At 45.3% G+C, this 9,517-nt stretch carries 7 protein-coding genes and 2 pseudogenes; all 9 read right to left on the reverse strand.

The genetic code is table 11. From position 1 onward, the window contains the following. Window positions 1–39: 39 nt before the first annotated feature. The 9 genes and pseudogenes from FTV30_RS12135 to FTV30_RS12175 all read right to left on the reverse strand — a co-directional run bounded on the left by FTV30_RS12135 (window position 40) and on the right by FTV30_RS12175 (window position 9,362). Window positions 40–684 carry an START domain-containing protein gene (locus FTV30_RS12135; protein ID WP_180001684.1) on the reverse strand — a complete coding sequence of 215 codons (645 nt, stop codon included), beginning with the start codon at window positions 682–684 and terminating at the stop codon, window positions 40–42. Between the two features lie 56 nt (window positions 685–740). Beyond that, window positions 741–1,562: a 4-hydroxy-tetrahydrodipicolinate reductase gene (dapB, locus tag FTV30_RS12140; RefSeq protein WP_180001685.1), complete on the reverse strand. Its 822-nt coding sequence runs from the start codon at window positions 1,560–1,562 to the stop codon at window positions 741–743. Window positions 1,563–1,879: 317 nt separating this feature from the next. Next, a complete protein-coding gene (locus FTV30_RS12145) occupies window positions 1,880–2,200 on the reverse strand; it encodes a HigA family addiction module antitoxin (protein WP_180001686.1) in 321 nt (106 codons plus the stop codon). Between the two features lie 12 nt (window positions 2,201–2,212). Beyond that, window positions 2,213–2,509, reverse strand: coding sequence for a type II toxin-antitoxin system RelE/ParE family toxin (locus FTV30_RS12150; protein ID WP_180001687.1), 297 nt, complete (start codon window positions 2,507–2,509; stop codon window positions 2,213–2,215). 390 nt (window positions 2,510–2,899) lie between these two features. Continuing rightward, on the reverse strand, window positions 2,900–3,127 hold the full coding sequence (locus FTV30_RS12155; protein ID WP_180001688.1) for a hypothetical protein: 228 nt from the start codon (window positions 3,125–3,127) through the stop codon (window positions 2,900–2,902). A gap of 265 nt (window positions 3,128–3,392) precedes the next feature. Continuing rightward, on the reverse strand, window positions 3,393–4,511 hold the full coding sequence (gene dnaJ, locus FTV30_RS12160; RefSeq protein WP_180001689.1) for a molecular chaperone DnaJ: 1,119 nt from the start codon (window positions 4,509–4,511) through the stop codon (window positions 3,393–3,395). A 103-nt stretch (window positions 4,512–4,614) separates the two neighbouring features. Then, on the reverse strand, window positions 4,615–4,992 hold the full coding sequence (locus FTV30_RS12165; RefSeq protein ID WP_180001690.1) for a hypothetical protein: 378 nt from the start codon (window positions 4,990–4,992) through the stop codon (window positions 4,615–4,617). Between the two features lie 141 nt (window positions 4,993–5,133). Next, window positions 5,134–8,256 (reverse strand): annotated as a pseudogene (locus FTV30_RS12170) (efflux RND transporter permease subunit). Between the two features lie 2 nt (window positions 8,257–8,258). Next, a pseudogene (locus tag FTV30_RS12175) lies at window positions 8,259–9,362 on the reverse strand (efflux RND transporter periplasmic adaptor subunit). Window positions 9,363–9,517 lie beyond the last annotated feature (155 nt).

Consider the following 9,517-nt stretch of genomic DNA (forward strand, 5'->3'; position numbering starts at 1 on the left):
GTTTCCATCTGTTAGAAAGACCCAGCGATTAGGTCTTTTTTATTGTAGGGCTTCAGGCAACACCGCAATAAGTGAAGGCTTGGTCAGCTCAGTCTTCATTTTCTGCAGCATCTGATAAGGCTGCTGTTGCACGAACATATTTACGAAGGTCAAAGGAATGGAACCTTCCGGATTGGCATAACCATAGGTAGAGACCTTGGCCTTATTATTAGCCAGCTTCTGAAAAGTCCAGTCGCCCTGATAATCGGTTAAACGCACATAATCCGGGTTTAAAGGATAGGCACTCTGGATGGCTTTATTCTTGATGGTGATCTGGCCATTGGCTTCCTTGATCATCTTGCCCTGTACAATCAGGTCACGGTCTTTTAAGGGAAATGGAAAATCCAGCACCATATACAGGGTAAAGTCGCCTTTTTTATCATCGCGGGACAGGACCTTGATGCTACCCATATAGGGAACCCACTGTACTGCATGCTCGACATTCAGAATCAGGGACACGGCATTTTCAATGGGCGCGGTATAGGTGGTTTCAGCTTTATAGAGAAAGACCGGGTTTTGTTCACTCTGGTAGGTCCAGACCTTGATATTATTTTTATGAATACTGAGTTTAGGCGTCCCAACAGGCTTTGCCTGCGCAATGGCGCCAAGCGCCACTGCACAGAGCAGGAAAATCATTTTTTGCATTTTTTATTCGTCTTATTTTAGTTTTATACTTTTCTATAAATGATTTTAACTCGGTTTTAAACCTGAATATCGTTAAAACCAAGCACGTCTTTCATATCATATTTACGCGCTTCACGGCCTACGACCCAAGCTGCAGCACGTACCGCACCAGAAGCAAAGTTCATCCGGTTAGTCGCTTTATGAGTAATTTCCACACGTTCCCCATCAGCAATAAACATTGCAGTATGTTCACCGACAATATCGCCACCGCGAATGGTCTGGAAGCCAATACTTTTACGCTCACGCGGACCGGTATGACCTTCACGGCAATATACGGCATCTTCTTTTAAGTCACGACCCAAAGTTTCCGCAATCGCCTCACCCCACATCAAAGCTGTACCTGACGGTGCATCTACTTTGTGACGGTGATGTGCTTCAATCACTTCGATATCAACCGTATCGCCAAAAACTTTAGAGGCCAGTTCAAGCAGTTTGATCGACACGTTTACACCTACTGAATAGTTTGCTGCATAAACTACAGGAGTTTCTGTCGCAGATTGATCCAGATAGGCTTTTTGCTCGTCATTCATACCCGTGGTACCAATTACGATGGCAACACCTGCTTCACGGCAGATTTTCAGATGATTGACGGTCGCTGCTGGCGCAGTGAAATCAATCACGACATCACAGTCTTTGACTACATCGGTAAGGCTACCCACGACCTTAACACCTGTTGCGCCAATTCCGGCAAGTTCACCAGCATCTGCGCCTAATAGTGTACTTTCAGGGCGTTCTACCGCAGCCGCCAATTGATAACCTGCTTCATACACAGCCTGAATAAGGATACGCCCCATACGACCGCCTGCACCCAAGATCCCAATGCGTGGTGTAGCTGACATAACATAGTCCTGATGTTGATCCAAAATTGCTCTTACTATAACAAAACTGCGGAATAACACTAAGATGCATTGCATAAAAATCAATGAAAATATTCAAAGAGTCAAATCACTGATATTAATAAAAGTACTTCATAAGTGTACATATAAAATCAACAATCCATAAGTAAGAACATATGGGCATCATTGGGTAGAATAAAATCATATGATGTTTGAAGAAAATGAGTAGTTAATTATCTGTATTATGTAGCAACTGCTACAAAACATAATAATTAATTAGTTAGAAAAAAGCCGAGATTAACTCGGCATTCTTTTTTGGCTTACGCCATTGCATGAACAATAGGCGCATGAATCACTTGCAATGGCCGATTCTTTACTTTTTCCCGAGCCTGCCACATATCATACTTAGCTTGCATCTGTAACCACAGATCAGCACGACCACCACGTTCAATGCCCAACCATGCTTCAATACGTAACGCCATCTCAGGTGATATAGCCGCTTTCTCATTGAGTACACGCGATAATGCCGCACGGGATACGCCAAGCTGTTTAGCCGCTTCGGTTACGGTTAAAGCCAGTGATGGTAAAATATCTTCTCGCAAAATTTCCGCTGGATGTGGGGGGTTAAACATTTGTGACATAGCACACCTCTCTTAATGATAATCCTGATAATCAACTAAAATGGCATCTTCATTTTCAAACTTAAATGTTAAACGCCAGTTTCCATTCACTGATACAGAATAATGCTTCTCGACATCTTGGTTTTTAGGGTTTTTACCTGTTAGTGGGTGTAAGCTCCAGCCCAGAACATCCATATCAGAGGGTGATGTAGAGGTATCTAATACCAACAATTGACGGCGTAGTTTTTTGGCATGTGCTGGCTGTATGCCTGCGGTTGAACCTGTTTCAAAAAACTTTTTCAATCCTTTATGCCGAAACGACTTAATCATGCAAATCACTCTGTCAGAATGACTTTTATTGTATAGTGTAACGCCTCACTTATCAACAGGTCTTGGTTTGTGCTGTTGTTATACAATGTCGTATTCATCAATAAAATTTTTCAAAAGCATGGTCAAGCCAAAAAGTGATTTGGACAAAATCAAATTTTTTGTCCATAGAAAAGCATGTCTATATGGTCAAAATGAATATTTATATAAAATAATATAATTCAATAACTTGGTACATATCCACATAAAACAACTTATGGAATGTAAATATTTTAATCAAGCTTAAGAAGTTAGGCAATCACTTCCATCAAAGCTATACGATGTAGATCAACTTGACTGTCATATAGACTGGCAAAATCTCCACTAAAAATTTGATGTTTCTTAATTTTATCTTTAAATAACTTTATGATTTAGCTTAAATAATTGATTTAGAGAAGTATAGAATGTACGGCCATCTAAGTTTAAATCTACCTCCAATCCAGATGAAAGAAGAACTCTTTTACCCACTTCAATTCTTTTTAAACCCTGACGTGTATTTTGCATTTTATTGAGAGGAATTAACGAAACAATAATTTCAGTACCATTTTTAGATTTTGCAATTAAATCATTTATTTTTAACAACCTGAATCCTATTTTTCTAAAGATTTTTCCAATTTGGAAAATAACTTAAAATTAAATTTGAACGATAAAAAAAAGCACTTATTAAGTGCTTTTTTTACTGTTTATTCTTGCTTAGATAGTCAAATATAAGAACAGAAACCGCTTTTTAGGCGGTTTTTATGTTTAAGCGATACCTATCAACTAATAAATAGCATCTTCTAATCTAGAGTATCTTATCTATATAATAAAAAAGGACGCCTCAGCGTCCTTTTTTACTTTCACTCAATTAATCAAACAAGCGATCAAAGAATGATTTTTTCTTTGGTGATGATTTGCTGTCTTCACCATCCATGGTTTCTTGCAGTTCTTTCAACAATTCACGTTGACGTGCAGTTAAATTCACTGGAGTTTCCACCACAATACGGCACAGCAAATCACCTTGCATGCTGGTACGTACCGGTTTAACACCCTTACCACGTAAGCGGAACAGTTTACCCGTTTGCGTACCTTCAGGAATTTTCAGGCTAACACGGCCATCCAGCGTAGGAATCTGAACCTCCTTACCTAGAGCTGCATCAGCAATTGATACCGGCACATCCATATACAGGTCAGCGCCATCACGCTGGAAGATTTCATGCTCACGCACCACCACTTCTACGTACAAGTCACCTGACTGACCATCACGGATCGCTTCACCCTTACCGGTCAAGCGAACGCGGTCGCCATTGTCCACACCCGCAGGAATAGTAACTTCCAGGGTTTGCTGACGATCCGACACACCCGAACCATGACATTTATTACATGGGTTCTTGATGATCTTGCCCTGACCGCGACAGGTACTACAGGTTTGCTGTACCGAGAAGAAACCTTGCTGCATACGCACTTGACCGGCACCATGACAGGTACGGCAGGTTTCGACATCGTTTGGATTTTTTGAGCCCTTACCATCACAAGCATCACACGGTGCCGGTGCAGTAAAAGTAATGGTTTTCTTGACACCTTTGACCGCTTCTTCCAGAGTCAATTCCATCACATAGCGTAAGTCGGAACCACGGCGTGCACGTTGCTGGCCACGACCACCGCCGCCACCAAAAGCACCACCGAAAATATCACCGAACTGGCTGAAAATATCTTCTGCGCTGAAACCACCGCCGAAGCCGCCACCACCGCCCATACCACCTTCAAAGGCCTGATGGCCCATACGGTCATACATGCTGCGCTTTTCACCATCAGAGAGCACTTCGTAAGCTTCTGCAGCTTCTTTGAATTTCTCTTCAGCTTCAGCATTGTCCGGGTTACGGTCTGGATGATATTTCATCGCCAACTTACGGTAGGCTTTTTTGATTTCATCATCACTAGCGGTTTTAGCGACGCCTAAAACCTCATAATAATCACGTTTAGCCATGTCTGGCGATGCTCCTCACGGAATTTTGTTAATATTCAACTGAGGTCTAAAATTGGGTTCAAACCTGATTTTACAAGGGGAAATATGAAAAAAGTTATGTGTTTTAGAACACAGCTTTGTTTTGAGAGAATTTATAGAAGCCTTTAAACCAGGCATTGATCAGGAAAATAAAGGCAATAAAGCTGAAAATCACCCCGGTCACCACACAGGCTTTGACCCATAAGTGGCTGTCCCAGGCAAAGAAAAACAATGGAATAAACCACAATGCAGCGAAGAGCGCCAAAATGGTATAAATCACGATATTACGCATGATCCACAGTGCCTGTGCCTGTAACCAGACTTCAGCATAATCAACCTGGGTGACTTTACGTGCGAACCAGTAAGCAAATACCCCGCTAAATACGGTAAATAAGGCCAAAAACATGAAGACATAGGCCACGGCTACGGAACGTCGCATCTTGGTTAATGTCACTGGAGTCATGTCTGGTTCAACCTCATTACTGCCCTGGCAGTAAGGCCAAAACAGCAATTTTTTATTTTTTGAATTATAAAAATCTCAGGTGCTACTATATTGAAAATTTCAAAATTTCGCACCTGAAATTATGACAATTTTAAACAGAATTTAAACTTTTTTCACTTTAAACCACTGTGCATATAGTGCAGGCAGGAAAAACAGGGTCAACAGGGTTGCCACAATCAAGCCCCCCATAATCGCCACCGCCATTGGCCCGAAGAAAATACTACGGGACAAGGGAATCATCGCCAGAACCGCAGCCAGTGCGGTTAATACAATCGGACGACAACGACGTACTGTGGCATTGATGATGGCATCCCACTGCGACTCTCCGGCCTGAATATCCTGCTCAATCTGATCGATCAAAATCAGCGAATTGCGCATGATCATTCCGGATAATGCAATCGTCCCGAGCATCGCAACAAAACCGAAAGGTTTATTGAAAATTAACAGGAATAACACCACTCCGATAATGCCCAAAGGTGCGGTCAGGAACACAATAAAGGCCCGTGAGATGCTTTTGAGCTGAATCATCAGCAGGGTCATGACGACTGCGAGGAATAAAGGCATGCCGGCATTAACCGAGTTCTGCCCGCGAGCCGATTCTTCAACTGTACCGCCCACTTGCAGCAGATAGCCATTCGGCAGCTCTGCCCGGATTTTTTCTAGTGGCTCTTTGAGTTCATTAACCACAGTAGCGGGCTGTAACTTGCTGCGAATGTCGGCACGCACGGTAATGGTCGGTAAACGATTCCGATGCCAGATCAGATCTTCTTCAAAGCTGTATTCAATTTTGGCCAGCTGCGCCAAAGGTACCGATGTACCGGTTGCGGTCGGAACAGCCAGACTGGCTAAAGATGCTACCTCCACCCGTTCAGCCTGAGCACCACGTAAACGGATTTCGATCAGTTCACGTTTTTCACGGTACTGATCAATACCGGCCCCCAAAATCGAGCTGTTCAGCACATTGGCCAGTTCACTGCTACTCACCCCCAACTGACGGGCACGATCCTGATCGATCTGCAATTTGATGACTTTGCTCGGCTCCCCCCCAGTCCAGATGCACATTGGTGGTATTCGGATTTTCTCCCACGGTGGCTGCAACTTTCTGCGCCCATTCACGGACTAATCTTAAGTCTTCACCCGATACCCGGAACTGTAGTGGATAGCCCACAGGCGGGCCATTTTCCAGCAAGGACACCCGGGTACGCACTTCCGGCAATAACTTTCGAATCTGATCACTTAAGGATTTACGGATTTCATTTCGATCCTCTAAAGAGGATGCCAGCACTACAAACTGGGCAAAACTGGTTTGCGGCAACTGCTGATCGAGCGGTAAATAGAAACGCGGCGATCCCATCCCGACATAAGCCACATAGTTATCAATACCCTCTTGTTTCGATAAAAAGGCTTCGACTTTTTTTACTGCAGCTTCAGTGGCTTTCAGTGATGCACCTTCTTCAAGTTTGAGATCCACCAGAATTTCAGCTCGATTTGAAGGTGGAAAAAACTGCTGCGGCACCAGCTTAAACATTAAAATGGACAGGATAAAAATCCCGACCGTGGCAGCAATGACAGTTTTACGATAGGTCACACAGGCATCGACCCAACGACGAAAACCCTGATAAAACCGGGTTTGATAAGGATCATAATGTTCGCTGGCATGATGCACAATCGGCTGAGGTTCTGGCTGTTTGCACAGACGTGCCCAAAGCCGCTGATACCACGGTGCTTTTTGAATTAAATCTTTGTTGAAATCCGGTAAAAGTTTATCGCCTAAGTATGGGACAAACAGTACCGCGGCAATCCAGGACACCAGCAATGCGATGGTTACCACCTGGAAAATCGAACGGGTATATTCACCGGTACTCGAGGCCGCTGTGGCAATCGGCAGGAAACCGGCAGCAGTAATCAGGGTCCCGGTCAGCATGGGAAAAGCGGTGGTGCGCCAGGCATGTCCGGCTGCCTGCAAACGGCTATAACCCTGCTCCATTTTAATCGCCATCATTTCAATCGCGATAATGGCATCATCGACCAAAAGACCGAGGGCCAGAATCAGAACCCCCAAGGAAATTTTATGCAGTCCGACATCAAACAGCTGCATACCGGCGAAAGTCATGGCCAGCACCAGCGGAATCGAAAATGCCACCACCAGACCGGTCCGGAAACCGAGCGAGAAAAAACTGACCAGTAATACGATAATCACCGCTTCTGCCAGCACTTTCATAAATTCGTTAATACTGCGTTTGACTGCCACCGGCTGGTCGGAGACTTTTTGCAGCTCCATGCCGAGTGGCAGGGCTTTTTGCAGGCGGGCGAATTCCTGTTCCAAATTTTTACCCAAGGCAATGATGTCCCCACCCTTGCGCATGGACACAGCAATACCAATGCCGTTTTCACCCATAAAGCGCATTCGAGGCTGTGCCGGATCACTAAAGCCACGATAGATGCGACATCTCCCAACTGAATAGTTTTGCCATTGACCAGCAGCGGCATCTGTCTTAATTCTTCCACACTGTTTAATGCACCACTGACCCGCACCTGAATCCGGTCTGAACCGGTTTCAAAAAAACCGGACTGGATGGTGGCATTTTGCTGTTGCAAGGCTTGCTGAATCGCCATAACTGGAACGCCCAGCTGAATGGCCTTGGTATTGGAAATCTCAATCCAGATTTTCTGGTCTTGCAGGCCAATCAGTTCAACTTTGGCGACATCTTTGACCCGTTGCAGTTGCAGCTGTAAGCGGTCGGCGTATTCCTTGAGGGTCGCATAGTCAAAATCTTTACCCTTGAGCACATAAATATTGCCAAAGGTATCGCCGAATTCATCATTAAAGAACGGCCCTTGTACTCCTTGTGGCAATTCATGCCGGATATCGCCCACTTTCTTGCGCACGTTATACCAGACATCCGCGACATCTTTCGAAGCCAGAGAATCCTTGGCAACAAAAGTCACCATGGATTCACCCGGACGTGAATAGGCCATGATGCGGTCATACTGTCCCGTGGTCATCAGTTCCTTTTCAATCCGGTCAGTGACCTGTAGGGATACTTCTTTGGCACTGGCACCCGGCCAATAGGTCTGGATCACCATGACTTTAAAAGTAAAAGGCGGATCTTCACTTTGTGACAGTTGGGAATAAGAGACGATGCCGATCAGACCCAGCAGGATCATAAAATACAGCACCAGACCTTTATTTTTTAAGGCCCATTCCGACAGGTTAAAGTTCATGCTTAACTCCCTGCCTGAATGGTCACACGACGGTTTTCACGATCAATCGGATTGATTTTTTGCTGGTTACGCAGCAGATGTACGCCGCCAATCACTACATAATCTTCCGGCTTGAGGCCACTGAGTACAGGAACACTGTCCCGGCCATAGGCACCGAGCTGAACCGGAACTTTACGCAAGGTATGATCCGGCTGGACCACCATCACATAAGCCTGCTGATCCGTTGCCGAGACACTGGATAGCGGCACACTGAGCATATTGTCGCGGCTGTGCTGAAAAAATACCCGGGCACTTTGCCCCAGCTGGATCTGACCATTGCCTTCACGTAAGGAAACTTTAACCCGAAAGGTACGCGACTGGTCCGCTGCTGGTGAAATCTCGCGGACAAAAGCGGCAAATTTCTCTTCAGGTTTGGACCATAATGTCACTGTAGCTGCCTGTCCAACCTTGATCTCCGAAATAGCCTGTTCCGGTACGCCAATTACCACTTCACGCTCACCGGCAATCGCCAGTTCATACGCCGCCTGCCCGGCAGCCACCACCTGTCCTGTTTCTATATTGCGTGCAGTGATCACGCCGTTTCTGGTGGCAATCAGCTGGTTATAAGCAGTCTGGTTTTTAGCGGTATCGTAGTTGGATTGTGCCTGTTTCAGATTTGATAGGGCGGTCTTGTACTGGTTTTCGATCGCGTCATATTGTGAGCGGCTCACGGCATTGGATGGCAATAACTGCTTGAAACGTTGTAATTCATCCTGAGCAATCTTAGTAGCAGACTGCGCGCTTTCCAGCTGGGCACGTGCTGCATTCAGCTGCAGCTGGGCATCTTTGACATCCAGAGTTGCCAGGACTTGCCCGGCTTTGACCTGGTCACCCACATCAGCGAAGCGCTGGGTCACCTGCCCAGCGACCCGAAATGCCAGCGCCGTTTGCTGGCGTGCCTGCACATCACCGGCATAACTTTTTAATTCATGCTGTGAAGTGGTGGGTGTCGCCACCATGACAAAGGGAACTTCCTGTTATGCTGCAGCAGTATCTTTGCTGCACCCGCTTAAAGTCACGCTGCAAAGCACCACCATGCCAGCCAATACGCTGTAAATCCTGCTCATCTTATTCGCTGTTCCTTAAAATGTAGTCAAACATAGTCAAGGACTAATTCGCACTCTGTTAATGTCTTGTTGCCAAACGTGTAACTAGAGCCTGAGTCGGTCAGTTCCGACTTATAGCGATCAGTCCGTTCTTGCAATATACGCTTTACAGTTTT

The sequence above is a fragment of the Acinetobacter sp. YH12255 genome (assembly GCF_013417355.1).
Classification (GTDB): domain Bacteria; phylum Pseudomonadota; class Gammaproteobacteria; order Pseudomonadales; family Moraxellaceae; genus Acinetobacter; species Acinetobacter pseudolwoffii.

What these genes read in the sequence shown, in the direction of transcription:
- FTV30_RS12135 (WP_180001684.1), bottom strand. Translation starts at nt 684, where the DNA reads ATGCAAAAAATGATTTTCCTGCTCTGTGCAGTGGCGCTTGGCGCCATT.
- dapB (WP_180001685.1), bottom strand. Translation starts at nt 1,562, where the DNA reads ATGTCAGCTACACCACGCATTGGGATCTTGGGTGCAGGCGGTCGTATG.
- FTV30_RS12145 (WP_180001686.1), bottom strand. Translation starts at nt 2,200, where the DNA reads ATGTCACAAATGTTTAACCCCCCACATCCAGCGGAAATTTTGCGAGAA.
- FTV30_RS12150 (WP_180001687.1), bottom strand. Translation starts at nt 2,509, where the DNA reads ATGATTAAGTCGTTTCGGCATAAAGGATTGAAAAAGTTTTTTGAAACA.
- dnaJ (WP_180001689.1), bottom strand. Translation starts at nt 4,511, where the DNA reads ATGGCTAAACGTGATTATTATGAGGTTTTAGGCGTCGCTAAAACCGCT.
- FTV30_RS12165 (WP_180001690.1), bottom strand. Translation starts at nt 4,992, where the DNA reads ATGACTCCAGTGACATTAACCAAGATGCGACGTTCCGTAGCCGTGGCC.